23 protein-coding genes are annotated in these 23,651 nt (G+C 64.5%); 17 read left to right on the top strand and 6 right to left on the bottom strand.

The window, feature by feature from the left end:
- Positions 1-129: 129 nt before the first annotated feature.
- The 8 genes from JLK41_RS17230 to ispD all read left to right on the top strand — a co-directional run bounded on the left by JLK41_RS17230 (position 130) and on the right by ispD (position 7,844).
- Complete coding sequence (locus JLK41_RS17230; protein ID WP_210389438.1) at positions 130-1,080, top strand: acetyl-CoA carboxylase carboxyltransferase subunit alpha; 951 nt, start codon at positions 130-132, stop codon at positions 1,078-1,080.
- Positions 1,081-1,138: 58 nt separating this feature from the next.
- Positions 1,139-2,461 carry a tRNA lysidine(34) synthetase TilS gene (gene tilS / locus JLK41_RS17225; RefSeq protein ID WP_150605822.1) on the top strand — a complete coding sequence of 441 codons (1,323 nt, stop codon included), beginning with the start codon at positions 1,139-1,141 and terminating at the stop codon, positions 2,459-2,461.
- 155 nt (positions 2,462-2,616) lie between these two features.
- A complete protein-coding gene (locus tag JLK41_RS17220) occupies positions 2,617-4,248 on the top strand; it encodes a CTP synthase (RefSeq protein ID WP_037053793.1) in 1,632 nt (543 codons plus the stop codon).
- A 3-nt stretch (positions 4,249-4,251) separates the two neighbouring features.
- Complete coding sequence (gene kdsA / locus JLK41_RS17215; RefSeq protein WP_037053795.1) at positions 4,252-5,097, top strand: 3-deoxy-8-phosphooctulonate synthase; 846 nt, start codon at positions 4,252-4,254, stop codon at positions 5,095-5,097.
- 146 nt (positions 5,098-5,243) lie between these two features.
- The gene (eno, locus tag JLK41_RS17210; RefSeq protein WP_037053798.1) at positions 5,244-6,533 is read left to right on the top strand and encodes a phosphopyruvate hydratase; all 1,290 of its coding nucleotides are present in this window, start codon (positions 5,244-5,246) and stop codon (positions 6,531-6,533) included.
- Positions 6,534-6,622: 89 nt separating this feature from the next.
- Positions 6,623-6,823 carry a hypothetical protein gene (locus JLK41_RS17205; RefSeq protein ID WP_210389437.1) on the top strand — a complete coding sequence of 67 codons (201 nt, stop codon included), beginning with the start codon at positions 6,623-6,625 and terminating at the stop codon, positions 6,821-6,823.
- Positions 6,824-6,870: 47 nt separating this feature from the next.
- Positions 6,871-7,149 carry a septum formation initiator family protein gene (locus tag JLK41_RS17200; protein ID WP_037053844.1) on the top strand — a complete coding sequence of 93 codons (279 nt, stop codon included), beginning with the start codon at positions 6,871-6,873 and terminating at the stop codon, positions 7,147-7,149.
- Positions 7,146-7,844 carry a 2-C-methyl-D-erythritol 4-phosphate cytidylyltransferase gene (gene ispD, locus JLK41_RS17195; RefSeq protein ID WP_210389436.1) on the top strand — a complete coding sequence of 233 codons (699 nt, stop codon included), beginning with the start codon at positions 7,146-7,148 and terminating at the stop codon, positions 7,842-7,844. The genes JLK41_RS17200 and ispD overlap by 4 nt, the downstream gene beginning before the upstream one ends.
- A gap of 3 nt (positions 7,845-7,847) precedes the next feature.
- On the opposite strand, the gene JLK41_RS17190 is transcribed toward ispD, so the two are convergent.
- Both JLK41_RS17190 and JLK41_RS17185 read right to left on the bottom strand, forming a co-directional pair.
- The gene (locus tag JLK41_RS17190; protein ID WP_037053803.1) at positions 7,848-8,171 is read right to left on the bottom strand and encodes an HPF/RaiA family ribosome-associated protein; all 324 of its coding nucleotides are present in this window, start codon (positions 8,169-8,171) and stop codon (positions 7,848-7,850) included.
- 120 nt (positions 8,172-8,291) lie between these two features.
- Complete coding sequence (locus JLK41_RS17185) at positions 8,292-9,188, bottom strand: LysR family transcriptional regulator (RefSeq protein ID WP_037053805.1); 897 nt, start codon at positions 9,186-9,188, stop codon at positions 8,292-8,294.
- Positions 9,189-9,361: 173 nt separating this feature from the next.
- Here JLK41_RS17185 and JLK41_RS17180 point away from each other — a divergent pair, with 173 nt between their 5' ends.
- The 9 genes from JLK41_RS17180 (at position 9,362) to rpoS (ending at position 17,393) form a co-directional block, all read left to right on the top strand.
- The gene (locus JLK41_RS17180) at positions 9,362-10,474 is read left to right on the top strand and encodes an S-(hydroxymethyl)glutathione dehydrogenase/class III alcohol dehydrogenase (protein ID WP_037053808.1); all 1,113 of its coding nucleotides are present in this window, start codon (positions 9,362-9,364) and stop codon (positions 10,472-10,474) included.
- 71 nt (positions 10,475-10,545) lie between these two features.
- Positions 10,546-11,388 carry an S-formylglutathione hydrolase gene (gene fghA, locus JLK41_RS17175; RefSeq protein WP_210389435.1) on the top strand — a complete coding sequence of 281 codons (843 nt, stop codon included), beginning with the start codon at positions 10,546-10,548 and terminating at the stop codon, positions 11,386-11,388.
- A gap of 76 nt (positions 11,389-11,464) precedes the next feature.
- Positions 11,465-11,938 (top strand): 2-C-methyl-D-erythritol 2,4-cyclodiphosphate synthase, encoded by a 474-nt coding sequence (gene ispF, locus JLK41_RS17170; protein ID WP_037053815.1) that lies wholly within the window; start codon positions 11,465-11,467, stop codon positions 11,936-11,938.
- The gene (truD, locus tag JLK41_RS17165; RefSeq protein ID WP_210389434.1) at positions 11,935-12,993 is read left to right on the top strand and encodes a tRNA pseudouridine(13) synthase TruD; all 1,059 of its coding nucleotides are present in this window, start codon (positions 11,935-11,937) and stop codon (positions 12,991-12,993) included. The genes ispF and truD overlap by 4 nt, the downstream gene beginning before the upstream one ends.
- Positions 12,981-13,730 (top strand): 5'/3'-nucleotidase SurE, encoded by a 750-nt coding sequence (gene surE / locus JLK41_RS17160; RefSeq protein ID WP_210389433.1) that lies wholly within the window; start codon positions 12,981-12,983, stop codon positions 13,728-13,730. Before truD ends, surE begins: the two co-directional genes overlap by 13 nt.
- On the top strand, positions 13,730-14,404 hold the full coding sequence (locus JLK41_RS17155; RefSeq protein WP_037053822.1) for a protein-L-isoaspartate(D-aspartate) O-methyltransferase: 675 nt from the start codon (positions 13,730-13,732) through the stop codon (positions 14,402-14,404). Before surE ends, JLK41_RS17155 begins: the two co-directional genes overlap by 1 nt.
- 25 nt (positions 14,405-14,429) lie before the next feature.
- The gene (locus JLK41_RS17150) at positions 14,430-15,368 is read left to right on the top strand and encodes a polyprenyl-phosphate transporter (protein WP_037053825.1); all 939 of its coding nucleotides are present in this window, start codon (positions 14,430-14,432) and stop codon (positions 15,366-15,368) included.
- Between the two features lie 46 nt (positions 15,369-15,414).
- Positions 15,415-16,284, top strand: coding sequence for a peptidoglycan DD-metalloendopeptidase family protein (locus JLK41_RS17145; RefSeq protein WP_373921536.1), 870 nt, complete (start codon positions 15,415-15,417; stop codon positions 16,282-16,284).
- A gap of 101 nt (positions 16,285-16,385) precedes the next feature.
- Entirely contained in the window at positions 16,386-17,393 is a 1,008-nt protein-coding gene (rpoS, locus tag JLK41_RS17140; RefSeq protein WP_037053828.1) for an RNA polymerase sigma factor RpoS, read from the top strand.
- 356 nt (positions 17,394-17,749) lie between these two features.
- Here rpoS and JLK41_RS17135 read toward each other — a convergent pair whose 3' ends face one another.
- The 4 genes from JLK41_RS17135 to JLK41_RS25490 form a co-directional block, all read right to left on the bottom strand.
- Entirely contained in the window at positions 17,750-18,952 is a 1,203-nt protein-coding gene (locus JLK41_RS17135) for an ISL3 family transposase (RefSeq protein WP_150605811.1), read from the bottom strand.
- Between the two features lie 270 nt (positions 18,953-19,222).
- The gene (gene fdxA, locus JLK41_RS17130; protein WP_037053831.1) at positions 19,223-19,546 is read right to left on the bottom strand and encodes a ferredoxin FdxA; all 324 of its coding nucleotides are present in this window, start codon (positions 19,544-19,546) and stop codon (positions 19,223-19,225) included.
- 139 nt (positions 19,547-19,685) lie between these two features.
- Positions 19,686-22,253, bottom strand: coding sequence for a DNA mismatch repair protein MutS (gene mutS / locus JLK41_RS17125; protein WP_210389432.1), 2,568 nt, complete (start codon positions 22,251-22,253; stop codon positions 19,686-19,688).
- Between the two features lie 91 nt (positions 22,254-22,344).
- Positions 22,345-23,649 (bottom strand): methyl-accepting chemotaxis protein, encoded by a 1,305-nt coding sequence (locus JLK41_RS25490; RefSeq protein WP_037053240.1) that lies wholly within the window; start codon positions 23,647-23,649, stop codon positions 22,345-22,347.
- Between the last annotated feature and the right edge of the window lie 2 nt (positions 23,650-23,651).

The raw sequence follows: 23,651 nt of genomic DNA, 5'->3' as shown, positions 1-23,651 counted from the left end.
GGGGAAATTCCCCCTAGCATCGGCAAAGGCACCTGCGGGTGTCGACCCGCTGCGTCCTATCCCTTAAGGTAGGGCGCCTAATGGATACAGCTCCCCGGCCACTTGGCCGTCGACGCAAGACGGATGACTATGAACCCGAATTTCCTCGACTTCGAACAGCCGATCGCCGACCTGCAAGCCAAGATCGAAGAGCTCCGCCTGGTCGGTAATGACAACTCGTTGAACATCGGCGACGAGATTGCCCGCCTGCAGGACAAGAGCAGCGCCCTGACCGAAAGCATCTTCGGCAACCTGAGCAGCTGGCAGATTGCCCAGCTCGCCCGTCATCCGCGCCGCCCTTACACCCTGGACTACATCCAGCACATCTTCACCGAGTTCGACGAGCTGCACGGTGATCGTCACTTCTCCGACGACGCCGCCATCGTCGGTGGTGTGGCGCGTCTGGGTGATCAGCCGGTGATGATCATCGGCCACCAGAAAGGCCGTGAAGTGCGCGAGAAGGTGCGCCGCAACTTCGGCATGCCGCGCCCGGAAGGCTACCGCAAGGCCTGCCGCCTGATGGAAATGGCCGAGCGCTTCAAGATGCCGATCCTGACCTTCATCGACACCCCCGGTGCCTACCCGGGCATCGACGCCGAGGAGCGCGGGCAGAGCGAGGCGATCGCCTGGAACCTGCGCGTCATGGCGCGCCTGAAGACACCGATCATCGCCACCGTGATCGGTGAGGGTGGCTCCGGCGGCGCACTGGCCATCGGCGTCTGCGATCAGCTGAACATGCTGCAGTACTCCACCTACTCGGTGATCTCGCCGGAAGGTTGCGCCTCCATTCTCTGGCGCACGGCCGAGAAGGCGCCGGACGCTGCCGAAGCCATGGGCATCACCGCCGAGCGCCTGAAGGACCTGGGCATCGTCGACCAGGTCATCGCCGAGCCGCTGGGTGGCGCGCACCGCGATCCTGCCGCCGCGTCCGAGTCGATCCGCCAGGAACTGACCAAGCAACTGGCCAGCCTGCAGGAGCACGACACCGATGCGCTGCTCAAGCGTCGTTATGACCGCCTGATGAGCTACGGCATCGCCTGATCCATCCTGTGCAAATCACAACGGGCCTTCGGGCCCGTTGTTGTTTTAAGCTGCGCCGATGACTGCTCTCGATAATCGCCTGCGCCAGGCCCTGGCGCCCTGGCGCACCGCCTCGGCCTGGTGCGTTGCCTTCTCTGGCGGCCTGGATTCCAGCGTGCTGCTGCATCTGCTCGCCGAGCTGGCTCGGCGCGAGGCCGTGCCAGCGCTCTCGGCCATTCATGTGCAGCACGGCCTGCAACCGGTCGCTGCGGCCTGGCCTGAGCATTGCCGGCAGTTCTGCGCAGCGCTGGGTATCCCTTTGCAGGTGGTTGCGGTGCAGGTGGCGGCGCAGGCCAGCGTCGAGCAGGCGGCGCGGCAGGCGCGCTACGCGGCCTTTGCCGAGCATCTGCAGCCGGATGCGGTGCTGTTCAGTGCCCAGCATCGTGATGACCAGGCGGAGACGCTGCTGTTTCGCCTGCTGCGCGGCGCCGGTGTGCGTGGCCTGGCGGCCATGCCAGGGCAGCGCCCGCTGGGGCGGGGGACGCTGCTGCGGCCGCTGCTGGATTGCTCGCGGGCCGAACTGCAGGGCTACGCCGAGGCGCATGGGCTGAGCTGGATCGAAGACCCGAGCAACGCCGACACACGCTTCAGCCGCAACTTCCTGCGCCAGCGGGTGATGCCGTTGCTGGCCGAGCGCTGGCCCCAGACTAGCGTCGCTCTCGCGCGCAGCGCGGCGCACCTGAGCGAGGCCGAGCAACTGTTGGGCGAGCTGGCCCGCATGGATCTGCAGGCTGCGCACGGCGAACCGCCGTTTTCCTGGCTGGCGCTGCCGTCGCTGGAGCTGTCGCTGGTAACGCAGCTGAGCGATGTGCGGCAGCGCAATCTGCTGCGTCATTGGCTGGCGCCGTTGAGTCGCATGCCCGACAGCGATCACTGGGCCGGTTGGCAGGACCTGCGCGACGCAGCCGGGGATGCGTCGCCCGTCTGGAAGCTGGCGGATGGCGAGCTGCACCGCGCCGATGGCCGTCTGTACTGGCTCAGCGCTGACTGGCTGGCGCCGCCCGTGCTGCCCGATCCTGCCATTGTGCGCGTGCAGGGCGCATCCGAACTGCCTGGCAACGGCCAGGTGCAGATACGGGGTGAGTTGCCTGCGGGGCGCTGGCACCTGCGCTACCGCCTGGGTGGCGAATCGCTGCACCTGCCGGAGCGTGGCAGGCGCGACCTCAAGCGCCTGCTCAACGAGTGGCGAGTGCCGGCGTTCGTGCGTCCGCGACTGCCATTGTTGTTCGATGGCGACGAGTTGATGGCCGTGGCAAATCTGGCGCAATCAGCGTCGTTACAGGCGTGCGGCGTGCGTCTTCACTGGTCGCCGCCGATCGGCGCGCAAGGTTTGAGCTGGTAAGGCGTTTCGGGTAGACTACGCTCCCGTCTTAATACAGCTTTTGCCGACTCCCCCAGGGAGCTTGGCGGGCTTGCCATTGTTTGTTGCGAGTAATGGCGCTCCTTCGCTTTCCCCGGCGGCACTGACCGCTTAAACGCAGACTTCTAGGGTTTTTCATGACGCGCTACATCTTCGTCACGGGTGGTGTTGTTTCTTCATTGGGGAAAGGCATTGCCTCGGCTTCACTGGCGGCCATCCTGGAGGCGCGGGGCCTGAAGGTCACCATGCTCAAGCTGGACCCCTACATCAACGTCGATCCGGGCACCATGAGCCCGTTCCAGCACGGTGAGGTGTTCGTCACGCAGGACGGCGCCGAGACCGACCTCGACCTGGGCCACTACGAGCGGTTCATCCGCACCACCATGACCCAGAACAACAACTTCACCACCGGCCGCGTGTACGAAGACGTACTGCGCAAGGAGCGCCGTGGTGACTACCTGGGTGCGACCATCCAGGTCATCCCGCACATCACCGACGAGATCAAGCGTCGCATCATCAAGGGCGCCGGCGATGCCGACGTGGCCCTGGTGGAGATCGGTGGCACCGTGGGTGACATCGAGTCGCAGCCATTCCTCGAGGCGATCCGTCAGCTGCGCGTCGAAGTCGGCGCCAAGCGCGCGATGCTCATGCACCTGACCCTGGTGCCGTATATCGCCACCGCCGGCGAGACCAAGACCAAGCCGACCCAGCATTCGGTCAAGGAACTGCGTTCCATCGGCCTGCAGCCGGACGTGCTGGTGTGCCGCTCCGATCACCCGATCGATGTGTCCTCGCGGCGCAAGATCGCCCTGTTCACCAACGTCGAAGAGCGTGCGGTGATCAGCCTGGAAGACGTCGACACCATCTACAAGATCCCGGGCGTGCTGCATGCACAGGGCCTGGATGACTTCGTCGTCGAGCGTTTCGGTCTGGAGTGCGGCAGTGCCGACCTCTCCGAGTGGGACCGCGTGGTCGATGCCAAGCTCAACCCGGAAAAAGAAGTCACCATCGCCATGGTCGGCAAGTACATGGAGCTGCTGGACGCGTACAAATCGCTGATCGAAGCGATGAGCCACGCCGGCATCCAGAACCGGACCAAGGTCAACCTGCGCTACATCGATTCCGAAGACATCGAGAACCAGGGCACCGCGCTGCTCGAAGGCGTGGACGCCATCCTGGTGCCCGGCGGCTTCGGTCTGCGTGGCGTGGAAGGCAAGATCAAGACCGTGCAGTACGCCCGCGAGAACAAGATCCCTTACCTGGGTATCTGCCTCGGCATGCAGGTGGCGGTCATCGAGTACGCCCGTAACGTGGTGGGCTGGAGCGACGCCAACTCCACCGAGTTCGACATGGCCAGCCAGCATCCGGTGGTGGGTCTGATCACCGAATGGCAGGACGCCGCAGGCAGCGTCGAGCAGCGCAGCGAAAGCTCCGACCTGGGCGGCACCATGCGCCTCGGCGCGCAGGACTGCCAGCTGCAGGCCGGTTCGCTGGTGCATGACTGCTATGGCAAGGACGTGATCGTCGAGCGTCATCGTCACCGCTACGAGGTGAACAACAACCTGCTGCCGCAACTGACCGACGCCGGCCTGAAGGTCACTGGCCGTTCCGGTGACGGCGCGCTGGTCGAGGTGGTCGAGGCGCCGGATCACCCGTGGTTCGTCGCGTGCCAGTTCCACCCGGAATTCACCTCCACGCCGCGTGACGGCCACCCGCTGTTCAGCGGGTTCGTCAACGCCGCGCTGGCGCAGAAAGGGAAGAAGGTCTAAGGCATGGCTCAGAAGATCATCAAGGTCCGCGATATCGAGATCGCCAACGACAAGCCGTTCGTGCTGTTCGGGGGTATCAACGTACTCGAATCGCGCGACCTGGCCATGCAGGCGTGCGAGGAGTATGTGCGGGTCACCGAGAAGCTCGGTATCCCCTACGTGTTCAAGGCCAGCTTCGACAAGGCCAACCGCTCCTCCGTCACCTCCTTCCGTGGCCCCGGCCTGGAAGAGGGCATGAAGATCTTCGAGGAAGTGAAGAAGACCTTCGGCGTGCCGGTGATCACCGACGTTCACGAGCCGCATCAGGCGGCTGCCGTGGCCGAGGTGTGCGACATCATCCAGCTGCCGGCCTTCCTCTCCCGGCAGACCGACCTGGTGGTGGCCATGGCCAAGACCGGCGCGGTGATCAATATCAAGAAGGCGCAGTTCCTCGCGCCGCAGGAGATGAAGCACATCCTGCACAAGTGCGAGGAAGCCGGTAACGATCAGCTGATCCTCTGCGAGCGTGGTTCGAGCTTCGGCTACAACAACCTGGTGGTGGACATGCTCGGCTTCGGCATCATGAAGCAGTTCGAGTACCCGGTGTTCTTCGACGTGACCCATGCCCTGCAGATGCCGGGCGGTCGTGCCGATTCCGCCGGCGGCCGCCGTGCCCAGGTCACCGACCTGGCCAAGGCCGGTATCAGCCAGGGCCTTGCCGGTCTGTTCCTCGAGGCGCATCCGGAGCCGGAAAACGCCAAGTGCGACGGTCCCTGTGCGCTGCGCCTGAACAAGCTGGAGCCCTTCCTCGCTCAGCTCAAGCAGCTGGATGACCTGGTGAAGAGTTTTCCGCCGATCGAGACTGCCTGAACCGGTCGCAATCCGGTAAAGTGCCGCCCCAGAAAATCCCCCTGACCCGTGAGTCAGAGTGTGCCGCCGACCTGCCCGTGGGCAGCGGCGGTCTCGCGCAGCCCGCTGCTGCCGTCTTACCGTCAACTATTGGAGTGTTAACAAGAATGGCAAAGATCGTCGACATCAAGGGTCGTGAGGTTCTCGACTCCCGTGGCAATCCCACCGTGGAAGCCGACGTCATCCTCGAAGGTGGCATCGTCGGCAGCGCTTGCGCACCCTCCGGCGCCTCCACCGGCTCGCGCGAAGCGCTGGAGCTGCGTGACGGTGACAAGAGCCGCTACCTGGGCAAGGGCGTACTGAAGGCCGTGGCCAACATCAACGGCCCGATCCGCGACCTGCTGCTGGGCAAGCACGCGACCGATCAGCAGGCGCTGGACCGTGCGATGATCGAACTCGACGGCACCGAGAACAAGGCTTCGCTGGGCGCCAACGCCATCCTCGCCGTGTCCCTGGCTGCCGCCAAGGCCGCCGCGCAGGCCAAGGGCGTGCCGCTGTACGCACACATCGCCGACCTCAACGGTACGCCGGGCGTCTACTCCATGCCGGTGCCGATGATGAACATCATCAACGGCGGCGAGCACGCCGACAACAACGTCGACATTCAGGAGTTCATGGTCCAGCCGGTCGGCGCCAAGAACTTCGCCGATGCCCTGCGCATGGGCGCCGAGATCTTCCATCACCTCAAGGCCGTGCTCAAGGCCCGTGGCCTGAACACCGCCGTGGGTGACGAGGGTGGCTTCGCGCCGAACCTGGCGTCCAACGAAGACGCGCTGGCCGCCATCGCCGAAGCCGTGGCCAACGCCGGCTACAAGCTGGGTGACGACGTGACCCTGGCCCTGGACTGCGCCTCCAGCGAGTTCTTCAAGGACGGCAAGTACGACCTGGAAGGCGAAGGCAAGGTGTTCGACGCCGCAGGCTTCGCCGACTACCTGGCCGGTCTGACCCAGCGCTACCCGATCATCTCCATCGAAGACGGCATGGACGAGTCCGACTGGGCCGGCTGGAAAGTGCTGACCGACAAGATCGGCGCCAAGGTGCAGCTGGTCGGTGACGACCTGTTCGTCACCAATACCAAGATTCTCAAGCGTGGTATCGACGAGAAGATCGGTAACTCGATCCTGATCAAGTTCAACCAGATCGGCTCGCTGACCGAGACCCTGGAAGCCATCCAGATGGCCAAGGCCGCCGGCTTCACCGCCGTGATCTCGCACCGCAGCGGCGAAACCGAAGACAGCACCATCGCCGACCTGGCCGTGGGCACTGCCGCAGGCCAGATCAAGACCGGTTCGCTGTGCCGCTCCGATCGCGTGTCCAAGTACAACCAGCTGCTGCGCATCGAAGAGCAGCTGGGTGGCAAGGCCGCGTACAACGGCCGCGCCGAGTTCCGCGGCTGACAACGGCCTGTTGCGCGTCGCTCCTGCAGCGTCAGGAACAGGTTCGGCAAGCCGCCTCAGCGCTGCTCGAAGGGGGAGTGGAGTGACTCATGCTCATTGGCTTCAGTAAACTCCGCTTCCGCACCTGTTTTTCCTGGCAGGACGCTGACTCGCAAGATCGTTTGGCTTTGGAAAAGGGCGACGCAAGTCGCCCTTTTTCGTGGGTGCCTCGTCGCCATCAGGGAACCATTGCACGGATGCAGGACCTTAAAACCCATGTCACTCATCAGTCCGCTTCTTTTCAAGCATGAACGCAGCCCCTACCATGCCGATGACTCATTTCGCGAGCCGCCGCTCCATGCGTAGTCCGTACTGGCTGTTCATCGTGCTGATCCTGTTGCTGGCCGGTCTGCAGTATCGCCTGTGGGTCGGCGAGGGCAGTCTTGCCCAGGTCAGTCGTCTGCAGCAGCAGATTGCCGAGCAGCGCGGCGAGAACGAGCGCCTGCTGGAGCGCAACCGTATCCTCGAGGCCGAGGTGATGGAGCTCAAGCGCGGCATGGAGACCGTCGAAGAGCGTGCACGCCAGGAGCTGGGCATGCTCAAAGAGGGCGAGACCCTCTACTTGCTGACCGAATGAGCGCGAGATTCTGGCTGGTGATTCCAGCCGCCGGTATCGGCGCGCGCATGGCCGCCGATCGTCCCAAGCAGTACCTGCAGGTGGCCGGTCGCAGCATTCTCGAGCACACGCTGCAGCGCTTTCTCGATCATCCCGCTCTGCGTGGGGTGGTGGTGAGCCTGACGGCTGACGATCCGTACTGGCCTGCGCTGGCCGTCGCCAGCGATCCGCGCATCCGCCGGGCTGCCGGTGGGCGGGAGCGCGCCGATTCGGTGCTGGCCGGCCTCGAAACCCTGAAGAGCGAAGGCGCAGCCGACGACGACTGGGTGCTGGTGCATGACGCTGCCCGCCCCAATCTGGCTCTGGAAGACCTGCAACGCCTGCTGGACAGCCTGGCCGACGACCCGGTCGGTGGCCTGCTGGCGGTGCCCGCCCGCGATACCCTCAAGCGTGCCGGCGCCGACGGACGGGTGCAGGAAACCGTCGATCGCAGCGTGATCTGGCAAGCCTATACGCCACAGATGTTTCGCCTTGGCGCCTTGCGCCAGGCACTGGCGCAGGCCTTGCGGGCGCAGGTGGCGATCACCGATGAGGCGTCGGCCATGGAGTGGGCCGGACTGGCGCCGCGTCTGGTCGAGGGGCGGGCGGACAACCTCAAGGTGACCCGCCCGGAAGACCTGCAGTATCTGCAGGTCCTGTGGTCGGAGCCGCGCTGAGTCTCAGTGAGCCCAGCGCTTGGCATCCTTGCCGAGGTTGCGTTCCAGTGCATGGGTCAGCTTGTTCACCGCACCGTCGATGGCCTGCTGCAACTCGGCCGCATCGTGGGAAACCGTCAGCGGGTCACGGCCCTTCATTCGCGCTTCCACCTTGCAGCGTTTGTCCTGTGGGCCGTTCTTGAGCGCATTTTCGTCGGAGAGGTGGAGTTCGATCCGGGTGAGATGGTCTTCGTAGCGTTGCAGCTTGGCTTGCACGCGACTGCGAATGTCGTCCTTCAGGGCCATCGAGGAGGCAACGTGCTTACCGCTGTTGACCAGAACCTGCATAACCATGTCCTCATGCTGATGAGTGGCGAAGCCCCGTCGGCGGGGCTCATGGTTACGACGCTGTTGCCGCGTCCGAGTTTCTCGCCGGCTTGTGACATTCCATGACCGTTCAGCGTGGCGTCAGCTCGGCACACGGTATTCGGCGCGCTGGCTGAGGCCGGAGCGCAGGGTATCGATCAGCTGGCGGACCTTGGGGGAGAGGTGGCGCTGCTGCGGATAGAGGGCCCACACCGCCGTGTTCGGCGGGCGGTGCTGCTCCAGCAGCGACACCAGGCGCCCGCTGCGCAGGTGCTCGAGCACGTAGTAGTCCGGCAGCTGGCAGAGGCCGAAACCGCGTAGCGCCGCGTCGAGTACCGACTGACCGCTGTTGCAGCGCCAGTTGCCCTGCACGCGAACCTGGGTTTCCCGGCCGTTCTCCGCAAAGCCCCAGTGGTCGCTGCTGCCGATCAGGCAGTTGTGCCGCGCCAGTTCCGACAGCGAATGCGGGCGCCCGTAGCGCTGCAGGTACTCCGGCGCCGCGCACAGGTACATCTCGCGAGGAGCCAGGCGCGCGGCCATCAGGCGCGAGTCCTGCAGCCGTCCCAGGCGGATGGCCAGGTCCAGGCCCTCGTGAAGCAGGTCGAGCTGGCGGTTGCTCAGCTCGATTTCCACGCGCAGCTGGGGGTGGCGGGCCATGAAGTCGTTCACCAGTGGCACGATGAAGCGCTCGCCATAGGCGACGGCGCAGGTCAGGCGCAGCAGGCCCTTGGGTTCCGCCCCCAGGTCGCCAACCGCGCGCAGCGCCTCCTCGCGAGCATCCTGCAGGCGCTGGCAATGCTGCAGGAACAGCTGGCCGGCCTCGGTCAGCGCCACGCGCCGGGTGCTGCGGTAGAACAGGCGGCTTTGCAGGCGGTCTTCCAGGCGCGCCACCTGGCGACTGACCTGCGAGGTGGACAGGCCCAGGCGCTCGGCGGCGGCGCTGAACTGGCCGCATTCGGCAACGGCGACGAACTCGTCGAGTCCTTCCCAGCGATTCATGTGTTCTCCATCGGGCTGCGGGTGCCGGCTGACGGGTGATCCGCGAGCAGCTGTCAGCAGCAGGCGGCATATTATCCCTGTGTAGCAATAATGTTTTGATATTTCTCTGATTATCTCTTTATTGGCTTGATCTAGACTGCTCGCCACGTTCACTCACGCTCAGGAGAGCTTCCATGATCAAGTCCCGCGCTGCCGTCGCATTCGGCCCCAACGAGCCGCTGAAGATCGTCGAGATCGATGTCGAGCCGCCGAAGGCCGGTGAAGTGCTGGTGCGCATCGTCGCCACCGGCGTCTGCCACACCGATGCCTACACCCTGTCTGGCCAGGATTCCGAAGGCGTCTTCCCCTGCGTGCTGGGGCACGAGGGTGGCGGCATCGTCGAGGCGGTCGGCGAGGGCGTGACCTCGGTCAAGGTCGGTGACCATGTGATCCCGCTGTACACCGCCGAATGCGGCGAGTGCAAATTCTGCAAATCGCAGAAGACCAACCTGTGCAGCTCGGTGCGTGCCACCCAGGGCAAGGGCCTGATGCCGGACGGCACCACCCGCTTCAGCTACAACGGCGAGCCGATCTATCACTACATGGGCTGCTCGACCTTCTCCGAGTACACCGTGTTGCCGGAAGTCTCGGTTGCCGTGATCCCCAAGGAAGCGCCGCTGGACAAGGTCTGCCTGCTCGGTTGCGGCGTGACCACCGGCATCGGTGCCGTACTCAACACCGCCAAGGTGGAAGAGGGCGCTACCGTGGCCATCTTCGGTCTCGGCGGCATCGGCCTGGCGGCGATCATCGGCGCCAAGATGGCCAAGGCCTCGCGCATCATCGGTATCGACATCAACCCGGCCAAGGAAGCGGTCGCCCGCGAGCTGGGACTGACCGACTTCGTCAACCCGAAGGAGCACAGCAAGCCGATCCAGGACGTCATCGTCGAAATGACCGACGGCGGCGTCGACTACAGCTTCGAGTGCATCGGCAACGTGCAGCTGATGCGTGCCGCGCTGGAGTGCTGCCACAAGGGCTGGGGCGAGTCGACCATCATCGGCGTGGCACCGGCCGGTGCCGAGATCAGCACCCGTCCGTTCCAGCTGGTCACCGGGCGTGTCTGGCGCGGCAGCGCCTTCGGTGGCGTCAAGGGCCGCAGTGAGCTGCCGGGCTATGTGGAGAAGTCGCAGAAGGGTGAAATCCCGCTGGACACCTTCATCACCCACAACATGGGTCTGGACGAGATCAACGAGGCGTTCGAGCTGATGCACGAAGGCAAGAGCATCCGTACCGTCATCCATTTCTGATAGCGGCAAGCGACGAGCTACAAGCGACCAGTGGCCTGTCGCTTGTGGCCTGACGCTGTCCGGAGGGGCTTATGGAAAACATTTCCTGCCAGAAGAGTTTCGGTGGCTGGCACAAGCGCTATCGCCACCGTTCCACCACCCTGGGTTGCGACATGGTGTTCGCCGTCTACCTGCCGCCGCAGGCCGAGCAGGGCGGCAGGCTGCCGGTGCTGTACTGGCTGAGCGGGCTGACCTGCACCGACGAGAACTTCATGCAGAAGGCCGGGGCGCAGCGCCTGGCCGCCGAGCTGGGGCTGGTGATCGTGGCGCCGGATACCAGTCCGCGTGGTGACGATGTGCCGGGTGACCCGGACAACGCCTGGGACTTCGGCAAGGGCGCGGGCTTCTACGTCAACGCTACCCAGGAGCCCTGGGCGCGCAACTACCGCATGCACGACTACGTGGTGCAGGAGTTGCCCGCGCTGATCGAGGCCAACTTCCCGGTGTCCGACCGCCGTGGCATCGCCGGCCACTCGATGGGCGGGCATGGTGCGCTGGTCTGCGCGCTGCGCAACCCGGGGCGCTATCGCTCGCTGTCGGCGTTCTCGCCGATCAGCAATCCGATGCACTGCCCCTGGGGCGAGAAGGCACTGTCGCGCTACCTCGGCGAAGACCGTTCGCGCTGGAAAGAGTGGGATGCCTGTGCGCTGCTGGCCGAGGCCAGCGAGCGTCTGCCGATCCTGGTGGATCAGGGCGATCGTGACGATTTCCTCGAGAACCAGCTCAAACCCGAGGCGCTGGAGGCGGCTGCCAGGGCGGTCGGCCATCCGCTGATCCTGCGTTTGCAGCCTGGCTATGACCACAGCTACTACTTCATCGCCAGCTTCATCGAGGATCACCTGCGTCACCATGCGCAGGCACTGGCTCAGGCCTGACTCGAGCGGATTTCATCCGAGCGAGCCGGCAAACCGGTTAGAATTGCGCCCTGACTTTTTCAGGGCGTTGTTCTTTATGCGTATCGGTCATGGCTATGACGTACACCGCTTCGGCGATGGCGATTTCATCACCCTCGGTGGCGTGCGGATTCCCCACAGGTTCGGTCTCGTCGCTCATTCCGACGGTGATGTGCTGCTGCACGCACTGAGCGACGCCCTGCTCGGCGCGGTGGCGCTGGGTGACATCGGCAAGCACTTTCCCGATACCGATCCGACCTTCAAGGGCGCCGATAGCCGCGCGCTGCTGCGTCACGTGATGGGGCTGGTGCGAGCCAAGGGCTTCGCGGTGGGCAATGTCGACGCCACCATCGTCGCCCAGGCGCCGAAGATGGCGCCGCACATCGAGGCCATGCGCGCGTGCATCGCTGCGGATCTCGGCGTGCAGCTGGACCAGGTCAACGTCAAGGCCACCACCACCGAGAAGCTGGGCTTCACCGGGCGTGAGGAAGGGATCGCGGTGCATGCCGTGGCCTTGCTGGTCAAGGCATGAACGAGCAGCAGCTGCTGGGCCCGCGCGCCCATGGCGAGGCCTGCGGGCGCGCCGTGCTCAAGGCCACCGCCGAGGACTTCCAGGTCGATGAAGTGCTGGACATTCCGCTCACCGGCCAGGGTGAACACCTCTGGCTGTGGGTGGAGAAGCGCGGCCTGAACACCGAGGATGCCGCCCGTCGCATCGCCCGCGCTGCGGGGCTGCCCCTCAAGGCGGTCAGCTACGCCGGCCTCAAGGATCGCCAGGCACTCACCCGGCAATGGTTCAGCCTGCACCTGCCAGGCAAGGCCGACCCCGATCTGGCGGCCGCCGAAAGCCCGGCACTGAGCATCCTCAAGCGCGAGCGACACAATCGCAAGCTGCAGCGCGGTGCCCATTCGGCCAACGGCTTCATCCTGCGCCTGACCGCGCTGCAGGCCGACCGCGAGGCGCTGGAGCAGCGCTTGCGGCAGATCGCCGAACAGGGCGTGCCCAACTATTACGGGCTGCAGCGTTTCGGCTTCGACGGTGGCAACCTGCAGGAGGCGCGGCGCCATGCCGAGCGCGAGGAGCTGCCGGTGCAGCGCAACCTGCGTTCGCGGCTGCTGTCTTCGGCACGCAGCTACCTGTTCAACCGTGTGCTGGCCGAGCGGGTCGCCGCAGGGAGCTGGAACCAGGCGTGCGTCGGCGATCTGCTGGCCTTCACCACCAGCCGCAGCTTCTTCATGGCCGGCGAGGCCGAGTGCCAGGATCCGCGCCTGGCGATCCTCGATCTGCACCCCACCGGGCCGCTCTGGGGCGAAGGGCTGCCCCCGACCGCGCAGGCGGTGAACGAGCTGGAGCAGGCGGTCGGCAGTGAGGAGCCGGCGCTGCTCGCCTGGTTGAGCAAGGCGGGCATGGCTCACGAACGACGCATTCTGCGCCTCCCCATTCAGAGCCTTACGTGGCATTATCCGGAACCCGATATTCTGCAACTTGCATTCGTCCTGCCGGCCGGGAGTTTCGCCACCGTCGTGGTGCGCGAGCTCGTCGACCTCATGCCGACAGGGCAGACGGATACTCCATGCGAATTCTGATTTCCAACGACGACGGGGTGAACGCACCCGGTATCGCCGCGTTGTACCAGGCGCTGGCCGATTACGCCGAGTGCGTGGTGGTTGCGCCGGCCGAAGACAAGAGCGGTGCCAGCAGTGCGCTGACACTCGACCGTCCGCTGCATCCGGTGGCGCTGCCCAACGGCTTCATCAGCCTCAATGGCACCCCGACCGACTGCGTGCACCTGGGCATCAACGGCCTGCTCGAGCAGACGCCGGAGATGGTCGTCTCCGGTATCAACCTGGGGGCGAACCTGGGTGATGACGTGCTCTATTCCGGCACCGTCGCCGCTGCGCTGGAAGGGCGTTTCCTGGACAAGACGGCGTTTGCCTTCTCGCTGCTGTCGCGCCTGCCCGACAACCTGCCGACGGCTGCCTATTTCGCCCGCAAGCTGGTCGAGGCGCACGCGCAGCTCGACCTGCCACCGCGTACCGTGCTCAACGTCAACGTGCCGAACCTGCCGCTCGAGCATATCCGCGGCGTGCAACTGACCCGTCTGGGCCACCGTGCCCGCGCGCCGGCGCCGGTCAAGGCGGTCAATCCGCGTGGCAAGGAAGGTTACTGGATCGCGGCCGCGGGTGATGTCGAGGACGGCAGCCCGGGCACCGACTTCCACGCCGTGATGCAGGGTTACGTTTCGGTCACGCCGCTGCGGCTCGACCGGACGTTCAATGAAGCCCTCGAAAGTATGGACGGCTGGCTGGAGGGAATCTTCTGATGCGTGGACAGGACGACATGCAGCGCAGCGGGATCGGCATGACCTCGCAGCGCACCCGTGAGCGGCTGATTCAGCGCCTCTACGAGGAAGGATTGTCCAACGCGCGGGTGCTGGAAGTGATCCGCCGTACACCGCGCCATCTGTTCGTGGATGAGGCGCTGGCGCACCGCGCCTACGAGGACACCGCACTGCCCATCGGTCACAACCAGACCATTTCCCAGCCCTACATGGTCGGCCGCATGACCGAGTTGCTGCTGGCCGCCGGGCCGCTGGACAAGGTGCTGGAGATCGGCACCGGTTCCGGCTACCAGACCGCCGTGCTGGCGCAACTGGTCGAGCGGGTGTTCTCCGTGGAGCGCATCCAGGGGCTGCAGGAGCGCGCCAAGGAGCGCCTCGTCGAACTCAGCCTGCGCAACGTGGTCTTTCGCTGGGGTGATGGCTGGGAAGGCTGGAATGCGCTGGGCCCGTACAACGGCATCATCGTCACCGCCGCCGCTGCGCAGGTACCGCAGGCGCTGCTCGACCAGCTGGCACCGGGTGGTCGCCTGGTCATACCGGTCGGCAGCGGCGACGTGCAGCAACTGTTGCTGATCGTGCGCGAGGAGGAGGGCTTTTCCCGACACGTGCTCGATGCCGTGCGTTTCGTGCCGTTACTCAACGGGCCACTGGCCTGACCGCTTTATCGTTCTGGAAGGATCCATGAAGAAACATTTCCTGCTCTACGCCAAGGGCATGGCCATGGGCGCTGCCGATGTGGTGCCTGGCGTCTCCGGCGGTACCATCGCCTTCATCAGTGGCATCTACGACGAGCTGCTGCGCTCCATCGCCAGCGTTCCCGATGCGCTTCTGTTGTTGCTGCGCGGCCGTATCAAGGACGCCTGGCAGAAAGCCAATGCGACCTTTCTGCTGGTGCTGTTCAGCGGCATTCTGACCAGCATCCTCACCCTCGCACGGCTGATCACCTACCTGCTCAAGCATCACCCGATACCGGTCTGGTCGTTCTTCTTCGGTCTGATCCTCGTGTCCACCTACCTGGTGGGGCGCGAGATCGGGCGCTGGAACTGGACGCGGGTGCTGAGTTTCCTGCTCGGCCTGGGGTTCGCCTACTGGATCACCGTGGCCGCCCCGATGCACTGGGGGAGCGACCTGCCGACCCTGTTCCTGGCGGGGGCGATCGCCATCTGCGCGATGATCCTGCCGGGAATCTCCGGCAGCTTCATTCTTCTGCTGCTGGGGCTCTACTCGGTGGTGCTGGGAGCGGTGAAGGACCTCAACCTCCTGGTGCTGGGCGTGTTCGCCGCTGGCTGCCTGCTCGGGCTGCTCAGCTTTGCCCGGCTGCTCAGCTGGCTGCTGGCGCGCTGGCGTGATCTGAGCCTGGCCTTTCTCAGTGGCCTGATGCTCGGTTCGCTGAACAAGGTCTGGCCCTGGAAGGAGACGCTCACCTGGCGTATCGACAGCAAGGGTGAGCAGGTGCCGCTGTTGCAGCACAACCTGCTGCCCGGGCATTTTGCCGAGATCAGCGGCCAGGATGCACAGCTGCTGATTGCCGTGCTGCTGGCGATTGGCGGGATCGTGCTGGTGCTGGGCCTGGAGTGGCTGGCACAGCGTCAACCCGCCGATGCTGGTCGCGCCGAATAAATACGGCACAATACGCCGTACTCGGAATCATTCAGGGAGCCATCGGGTGAGTCGCACCGTCGTTCACGTTCTGCTTCGCGCCACCATGGCGCTGCGCCTGCCACTGGTCACGCTCGCCGTTGCCGCGCTGGCCGGTTGCGTCAGTTCGCCTCCCGGTGGCGTACAGGTGGTGGAGCGCGGGCAGAACCAGGGGCGGGCGCCGGTGATCCAGCGTCAGCCCGTGCGCAGTGGTCACTACGTGGTGCAGCGCGGCGACACCCTGTACTCGATCGCCTTCCGCTTCGGCTGGGACTGGAAGGCCCTGGCTGCCCACAATGGCCTGCGTGATCCCTACCTGATCCGTGTCGGCCAGATCATCCGCTTCGACAATCGCGCCCTGGCCAGCCAGCCGGTGGCGTCGACCCCCGTTCGCAGCAGCACGCCGACAACCAGCAGGCCGGTTCAGCCTGCTACTCCCGTCACCGCGCCGCCCGCGACCAAGCCGGCCAAGCCGCCTGTCGCCAGCACGCCTGCCACGACACCTGTAACGCCCGTGAGTCGCTCGGCCAGTGGCTGGGCCTGGCCAACGCAGGGCTCGGTGATCAGCCGTTTTTCCTCAAACGGTAGTTTGAATAAAGGCATTGATATCGCCGGGGAATTAGGACAGCCTGTTTTAGCTGCGTCTGATGGGTCGGTGGTGTACGCCGGGAGTGGTTTGCGGGGCTACGGCGAATTGATCATCATCAAGCACAGCGACACCTACGTAAGTGCCTACGGTCACAACCGCAGGCTGTTGGTACGGGAGGGGCAGCAGGTCAAAGCCGGGCAAAGCATTGCCGAGATGGGATCAACAGGGGCCGACCGGGTGAAACTGCACTTCGAGATTCGCCGCCAAGGTAAGCCTGTCGATCCACTGCAATACCTGCCACGTCGTTGATCCGCCGCTGACTCGTTCCATCTCGTGGGAGGGACGGGCTCAGGTATGGCCAGGACGGTTCCGCCAGAGTCTGTTGTCGAACTCAGCTAGGGACAACAACAATGGCTCTCACAAAAAAAGAAGCGCCGGAGTTTGACGTCGACGATGAGCTGCTCCTCATGGAGCCGGGTATCGTCTTGGGCGAGGTTCAGGGCGATGAGGTGGAAGCACCGGTCGCGCGTACCAAGACCAAGAACGCCGCTCCCTCCAAGCAGCACAAGTACATCGATTACACCCGGGCGCTCGACGCCACTCAGCTTTACCTCAACGAAATCGGTTTCTCTCCCTTGCTCACTCCCGAAGAGGAAGTGCACTTCGCGCGCCTGGCGCAGAAGGGCGACCCTGCCGGGCGCAAGCGCATGATCGAGAGCAACCTGCGCCTGGTCGTCAAGATCGCTCGGCGTTACGTCAATCGCGGCCTCTCTCTGCTCGATCTGATCGAAGAGGGGAACCTGGGGTTGATTCGCGCTGTGGAGAAGTTCGATCCGGAGCGTGGTTTCCGTTTTTCAACCTATGCGACCTGGTGGATCCGCCAGACCATCGAACGGGCCATCATGAACCAGACGCGAACCATCCGTTTGCCGATTCATGTGGTCAAGGAGCTCAACGTATACCTGCGTGCGGCTCGTGAACTGACCCAGAAGCTCGACCATGAGCCTTCAGCGGAAGAAATTGCCAACCTGCTGGAAAAACCGGTGGGTGAGGTCAAGCGCATGCTTGGCCTCAACGAGCGGGTGTCCTCGGTGGACGTCTCGCTCGGTCCGGACTCGGACAAGACGTTGCTCGACACCCTGACCGACGATCGTCCGACCGACCCGTGTGAGCTGCTGCAGGACGATGACCTGTCCCAGAGTATCGACCAGTGGCTCTCGGACCTGACCGACAAGCAGCGTGAAGTCGTGGTACGCCGCTTCGGCTTGCGTGGCCATGAGAGCTGTACGCTGGAAGAGGTGGGACAGGAGATCGGTCTGACCCGCGAGCGGGTCAGGCAGATCCAGGTGGAGGCGCTCAAGCGTCTGCGCGAGATCCTCGAAAAGAATGGCCTTTCGAGCGACGCACTGTTCCAGTAGCGTTCGCCTCGATCACCAACCCGGCTTCGGCCGGGTTTTTTCTGCGTCCCCGTGTAAGTCATCGCTTACAGACGCTGTCAGCGTTTGGGGTGGCTGCCTCTTGTTTTTGTCTTTTTATTTTTTAACTCATTGTTTTTGAACATGTTTTTATTTTAAAGGACTGGGTGAGGGCGGTTTTTGCCGGCTTGCAGGGAAGTCTGTAGCGGCTAATATCACAACCGTGCTTAGGGATAAGCACAGGTCATCAGGACGATGATCAGGAACATCGCAAGAAGCGATTCATCAGGACGATGGGCTTGGAAATAAAGGGACTAGGGAATAAAAGTGGGCGGCGCAAGCCGCCCCTTTTTTTTGGTTCATCGCGCTTTCCCGGGGAAGGCGGCCTTGATTTTCAGGAAGAAGTAGTCAGAGTCCCGGAAGCCATAGGCCATCCGCTTGATCACCTTGATGCGGTTGTTCACGCCTTCCAGGACGCTGGTGTGCAGGGGGAAGCGGGCGCTTGCGAGGATGCCACGGGCGTATTTGCGCAGATTCCGGGCAAAGCGTTGGAGCGGCGCCAGACCGCTGTCCCGAGCATGCCGCAGCCAACTTCGCCAGCGCCGCCAACCCTCCCGCACAGTGGGGGCGTACCAGACTTCCTTTAACGCATCCTTGAGCACGTAGACCGTGGCCAATGGCTGGTTGGCGGCGAGCAACTCCTGCAACTGCACGGCTTGGCCGTCCTTCAGGTTTTCGCGATTGCGCAGCAACAGCCAGCGGCTCTGCTTGACCACCTTGCGTGCCGGTTTGTCATCGCGCAGGAGATTGGCCTGGTCGACGCGGATACGGTCGATCACCTCACGCCCGTAGCGCGCCACCACATGGAACAGGTCGTACACCACTTCGGCTTGAGGGCAGTGCCGCTTCACCTCCAAATCGAAGGCGGTGTTCATGTCCATCGCCACCGCTTCGATCCGTTGGCAGCGCTCGCCCAGTAACTCAAAGAATGGGCGGATCGCCTCGCGGCTGTTGCCATGACCGACCCATAGCACCCGCGTGCGCTCGGCATCCATGATCACCGTGGCGTAGCGATGGCCTTTGTGCAGGGCGAACTCGTCCATCACCAGGCAACGCACATCACCCGGCTCGAAGGTGCCGACGGCGGCATCCAGCCGACGTTTGTCGAGTTGCTTGAGCGTGTGCCAGTGTATGCCGGTGAGGCGGCTGACGTGGCTGATCGGCAGCAGTTGCAGCAAAGCCTCGAGCCAGGCCTGCAAGCGCCGCGTCAGACGTGACGCCGGCTCCAGCCAGGCGATCCGCTCGGTCACCCGCCCACAGCGCAGGCAGTCAACGCGGCGCACAGGCACCTGGAGCAGAACGCGCTGATCCAACAAATCCCGATCGCGTATCCGACGCAGTCGGCGCTCGTGGATCAGCGGACAAGCTTGGCCGCAGCGCCCACATTCGGGGATGGCGTCGGCTTGAGGCTTGAGTTCGATCAACAGGATGTTGTCGGCAGAGGGGCGACAGGCGACGACTGCGTAGCCTGGCCAGAACTGGGCAAGATCAATAGGATGCACGGTGGCAGCAGGGCGTGGGGGTTGGTTCGTTTGGCGACTGCCAATTTACCCACTTCCCTGACTGTCAACGCGCTCTTCCCCCAGACTCCGCGAAGAACCTTTTTTTTGCCCGCCATTCCTGCCCGCAATCCGCAGGGGGGCACCCGCCACGTCAGGCGTGGCGCCGGCAACTGGCCTCGATGTGCACCGCGGTGCGCCGACTGTTCCGAGCAACGCTATCCCATAATGCAAAAGACCCGCACTTGGCGGGTCTTTGCATTCTGCAGCGGCTTAGCGCTCCAGGTGCTGCAGCTTGTCCTTCACGCCATCCCACTCTTCGGCGTCGGCCAGGGCGTCTTTCTTCTCGGTGATGTTCGGCCAGACTTCAGCCAGATCGGCGTTCAGCTCGATGAACTCCTGCTGATCTTCCGGCACCTCGTCTTCCGAGAAGATGGCCTGGGCGGGGCACTCCGGCTCGCACAGGGCGCAGTCGATGCACTCGTCAGGATGGATGACCAGAAAGTTCGGGCCCTCGTAGAAGCAGTCCACCGGGCAGACTTCCACGCAGTCGGTGTATTTGCACTTGATGCAGTTGTCGGTGACGACGAAGGTCATGTCTGATTCTCTCCTCGGGCGGCGGCCTGGGCCCTTTCTGTGAAGGGCTCTCAGGCGCTCTGTCAGGGGCCGCGGCTCAGGCTGTAAACCGGGCGGTCGTAAAATTGCGCGCGATTCTAGCAGTTTGTTGTATTGAGCGTTAGATCTGCGTCTTCCATGTATATAACAGTTCCAACGCTTTGCGCGGAGTCAGATCATCCGGATTGATCGTATGCAATTGCTCCAGCAGCGGGTGCGGCGTGCTGGCGAACAGGTCGCTCTGCATCGGTGCTTGCGGCTGTCCGGGCTCTTGCCGAGGTCGATCGTGCGGCAGGCTGGTGGCTTCCAGGCGTGCCAGGTGCTCACGGGCGCGGCTGATCACGGTGCCGGGCACGCCCGCCAGCTGTGCCACGGCCAGGCCGTAGCTCTGGCTCGCAGGCCCCGCCTGGACGTGGTGGAGGAAGACGATGCGCTCGTTGTGCTCGGTGGCCGAGAGGTGCACGTTGGCCACCACCGGCTCGCTTTCCGGAAGCACGGTCAGCTCGAAGTAGTGGGTGGCGAACAGGGTGAAGGCGCGCAGGCGGGCCAGGTGTTCGGCCGCCGACCAGGCCAGCGACAGGCCGTCGAAGGTGCTGGTGCCACGGCCAACCTCGTCCATCAGCACCAGGCTGCGTTCGCTGGCGTTGTGCAGGATGTTGGCGGTTTCGCTCATCTCCACCATGAAGGTCGAGCGTCCACCGGCGAGGTCGTCACTGGAGCCGATGCGGGTGAAGATACGGTCGACCAGTGACAGTTCGCAGGCCGCGGCAGGGACGAAGCTGCCGATGTGCGCCAGCAGCACGATCAGCGCGGTCTGGCGCATGTAGGTGGATTTACCGCCCATGTTCGGACCGGTGATGATCAGCATGCGGCGGTTGTCGTCGAGGTCGAGGTCGTTGGCCACGAAGGGTGTGGTCAGCACCTGCTCGACCACCGGGTGGCGGCCCTGGTCGATGCGCATGCAGGGTTCTTCGACGAAGCGCGGGCGGTTCAGGTCGAGATTCAGCGCGCGTTCGCCCAGGTTGCTCAGCACGTCCAGTTCGGCCAGCGCCGCGGCACTGTCCTGCAGCGGCGCCAGGTGGCCGATCAGGCGCTCCAGCAGTTCGTCATAGAGCATCTTCTCGCGGGCCAGGGCACGGCTCTTGGCCGACAGGGCCTTGTCCTCGAACTCCTTCAGCTCCGGGGTGATGAAGCGTTCGGCGCCCTTGAGCGTCTGCCGGCGAATGTAATCGGCGGGGGCCGACTCCGCCTGCTTGGTCGGCAGTTCGATGAAGTAGCCGTGCACGCGGTTGTAGCCGACCTTGAGGTTGGCCAGGCCGGTACGGGCCTTCTCGCGTGCTTCCAGGTCCATGAGGAACTGGCCGGCGTTCTCGCTCATCGCCTGCAGTTCGTCCAGTTCGGCGTCGTAGCCGGTCTTCAGCACGCCACCATCACGGATGACCGCCGGCGGGCTGTCGATGATGGCACGGGCCAGCAGGTCGGCCAGCTCGGGGTAGGTGGCGATGCTGCTTGCCAGTTGCTGCAGGTGCGGCGTGTCCAGCGGAGTCATCGCCTGCTGCAGCTCGGGCAGTGCGGCGAGAGCGTCACGCAGGCGGGCGAGGTCGCGTGGTCGGGCGTTGCGCAGGCCGATACGGGCCAGGATCCGCTCCAGGTCGCCGATCTCCTTGAGCTGCGGTTGCAGCGTCTCGAAACGGTAGCCGTCGAGCAGGCAGGCGATGGCGTTCTGACGCGCTTCGAGCACGGCACGATCACGCAGCGGACGGTTCAGCCAGCGCCCCAGCAGGCGGCTGGCCATGGCGGTCTGGCAGCGATCCATCACCGATTGCAGGGTGTTGTCGCGCCCGCCGGAGAGGTTGATGTCCAGCTCCAGGTTGCGGCGGCTGGCGCCGTCGAGGATCACCGTGTCGTCCAGGCGTTCGTGCCGCAGGCTGCGCAGGTGGGGCAGGGCGGTGCGCTGGGTTTCCTTGGCGTAGCCCAGCAGGCAGCCGGCGGCGCCGATGGCCAGTGTCAGGTTTTCGCAGCCGAAGCCTTTCAGGTCCTGGGTGCCGAACTGCTGGCACAGGCTCTTGAAGGCACTGTCGCGATCGAAGTCCCAGGGCGCGCGACGTCGAGAGCCCTTGCGTTTTTCGGCCGGGAGGCCCTGTGGCCAGTCGTCGGGGATCAGCAACTCAGCGGGGTTCAGACGCTCCAGTTCGGCCAGCAGGTTTTCCCAGCCCCTGATTTCCTGAACGCTGAAGCGGCCGCTGGTGATGTCCAGCACGGCCAGGCCGAACAGGCGCTCGTCACCCAGCACGGCAGCCAGCAGGTTGTCGCGGTGTTCGTCGAGCAGGGCCTCGTCGCTGATGGTGCCGGGAGTGATGATGCGCACCACCTGGCGCTCGACCGGGCCCTTGCTGGTGGCCGGATCGCCGACCTGCTCGCAGATCACCACCGACTCGCCAAGCTTGACCAGTTTGGCCAGGTAGCCTTCAACCGAATGGAAGGGGATGCCGCACATGGGAATCGACTGACCGGCCGACTGGCCGCGCGCGGTCAGGGTGATGTCCAGCAGCTTGGCGGCCTTCTTCGCATCCTCGTAGAAGATCTCGTAGAAGTCGCCCATGCGATAGAACATCAGCTGATCCGGGTGCTGGTTCTTCAGCTTCCAATATTGCTGCATCATCGGGGTGTGAGCGGAGAGATCGGTCATGCCGGGCCTTAGGTGCGGTGGGTGTGACGAAGCCGGGAATTTTCCCATACTTCGCCCACCGCGTGGACCCCGAATCGGCAGCGATTCGCGTTCAGTCGGTGAACGTCACCGAGAACTGGGCGACGGCTTCGACCACCCGCTGCGACTCGCTGCGTATCTCGCGAATCACCTCGCCGGCCTGGTTGGCCAGGTCCACGCCGGTGCGTGCGTGTTCGCGCGTCGTGGCCATGCTGGCCACGGCGTTACGCGTGAGGCTCTGGTTCTCCTGGACGACACCGTTGATTTCCTGGGTGGCCTGGCTGGTGCGCGAGGCCAGCTGGCGGACTTCATCGGCGACCACGGCGAATCCGCGCCCCTGTTCACCGGCGCGTGCGGCTTCTATCGCGGCATTGAGTGCCAGCAGGTTGGTCTGGTCGGCGATGCCGCGGATGACCTGGACGATGCTGGTGATCTGTTCCGACTGCTTGTTCAGGCCTTCGATCTGCTCCGCAACGTTGGCCAGTTCGCTGGCGATGTCGTTGACCACCGCGACGGTCTGCGCCACGGTGCGGGTGCCGTGATCGGCGGAGACGTCGGTCTCCTTGGCGATGTCGTGGGCCAGCTGCGCGGCGGCGGCTTCGGAGTCGCGGCGCTCGACCTGGGTGGTGATGTCGCTGGCGAACTTGACGACGCCGTACACGCGTCCATTGGCGTCGTACAGCGGGTTGTAGGTCGCGCGCAGCCAGACCTGGCGGCCGTGCCTGGTGACGCGGCGAAAGCGGTCGGACATGAACTCGCCCTTGTTCAGGCGCGCCCAGAACTCGCGGTAGTCGTCGCTGTGGCTGTCTTCTGCCAGGCAGAACATCCGGTGATGCTGGCCGATCACCTCGTCGCGGGTATAACCCATCAGGTCGAGGAAATTCTGGTTGGCGCTGACCACCTCGCCATCCAGGTTGAATTCGATCACCGCCATGGAGCGGTCGATGGCCTTGATGTAGCTCTCGTGCATGTGTTCGGCGGCGACCTGACGGGTGATGTCGGTGGCGATCTTCATGACCTTGGTCACCGTGCCCTGGGCGTCACGGATCGGCATGTAGGTGGCTTCGAGCCAGACTTCCCGGCGATCCCGCGTCAGCCTGGGGAAGCGGTCGCTGAAGTGTTCGCCCTGGCGCAGGCGCTGCCAGAACTGCTGATAGGCCAGGCTCTCGCTCAGGCTGCGCGAACAGAACAGTCGGTGGTGCTGGCCGACGATCTCCTCCAGGCTGTAGCCCACCACCTCGAGAAAGGCGCGATTGGCATCGAGGATGATGCCATCCGGGGTGAACTCGATCATCGCCATCGATTGTCGTATGGCCTGCAGCTCGGCCGTTCCGGCGCTGGGCGCGTCCTTCTGCTCTTTATTGCGTGACAGCCACATCT

This window comes from Ectopseudomonas khazarica, assembly GCF_017915135.1.
GTDB classification, from domain to species: Bacteria; Pseudomonadota; Gammaproteobacteria; order Pseudomonadales; family Pseudomonadaceae; genus Aquipseudomonas; species Aquipseudomonas khazarica.
The sequence above is the reverse complement of the archived record's forward strand: the minus strand, read 5'-3'. Positions and strand labels throughout refer to the sequence as shown.